General features: G+C 59.8%; 1 protein-coding gene. It reads right to left on the minus strand.

The window, feature by feature from the left end:
- On the minus strand, window positions 1-502 hold a 502-nt coding region (locus EOA86_RS36430), incomplete at its 3' end, for an alpha/beta hydrolase (protein WP_164892401.1).
- Window positions 503-907: the final 405 nt, after the last annotated feature.

Below are 907 nucleotides of genomic sequence, written 5' to 3' on the forward strand. Positions count from 1 at the left end.
AGACCGGACTGGTGGGCGAATAAAGGCCTGGGACGATCAGAATGAGAGCGGTGACCTTGTCCGGGTGCCTGAGTACTAGTTCGACCGCAGAACGCGCGCCCGCCGAAACGCCGACGACCACCGCTTTGGGAACGTTCAGTTTGGACAGCAGCGCCGCGTGCGCATCGGCCTGCGCGGCTGGAGAGGTATCCTGCGGAACGGGCGTGCGCAAATAGCCGAAGCGCGACGGCGCGATGACCCGAAAGCCCTCACCCACAAAATTGGCTGCATTGGCAAGGCCTTGGTCAAAGCCGCCACCGGCGCCGTGGATCGATAAGAGCGGAGTACCCACGCCACTGTCGGCGTATTCGATTGGGCCTATGTCGAGCTTGGCGACCACACTGCCGCGGCTGGCAGCGTCGCGCATACGGCCAAGCTCGTTCTTGTAAAGCAAGAAAGCCACACCCGCCGTGGCCACTATGGCCATAGACATGGCCAGCAGGAAACCACCAATTCGTCTCATTGGAAAAAGCTCCACAAAGGACAGACGAATATTGGCATATCTCGCTTGAAAGCAGGTTGATTTACCTCAATTTCCCTGAGTGACAGCATCGGCCGGTGTATTCGGATGCTATCAATTGTGGGAGGCGGAAGCCGGTCCCCCGACTCTCCCGAGTTGTGCACGGTACATCCGGAAAACCGTTCGGCTTCGCTCCCCAAGCGGCCTGACGATCCAGGGTTCGTGCAGCACAGGGCCAGACCACTAGCGCTTCTCGAGCGCTAGGTAGTTTCCCGTAGGGACATAACCGAATTTCGCGACCCGCGGATTCGCGCGATTGCTGGTGTCACGGATCAACCGGGAAAACAGCCATGCACGCCCAATCGACCTCCAGAATTTCACTGCCGTCGCACTCCGTGCAGCCGAGCC

Source organism: Mesorhizobium sp. M5C.F.Ca.IN.020.32.2.1 (assembly GCF_004023105.1).
Classification (GTDB): domain Bacteria; phylum Pseudomonadota; class Alphaproteobacteria; order Rhizobiales; family Rhizobiaceae; genus Mesorhizobium; species Mesorhizobium wenxiniae.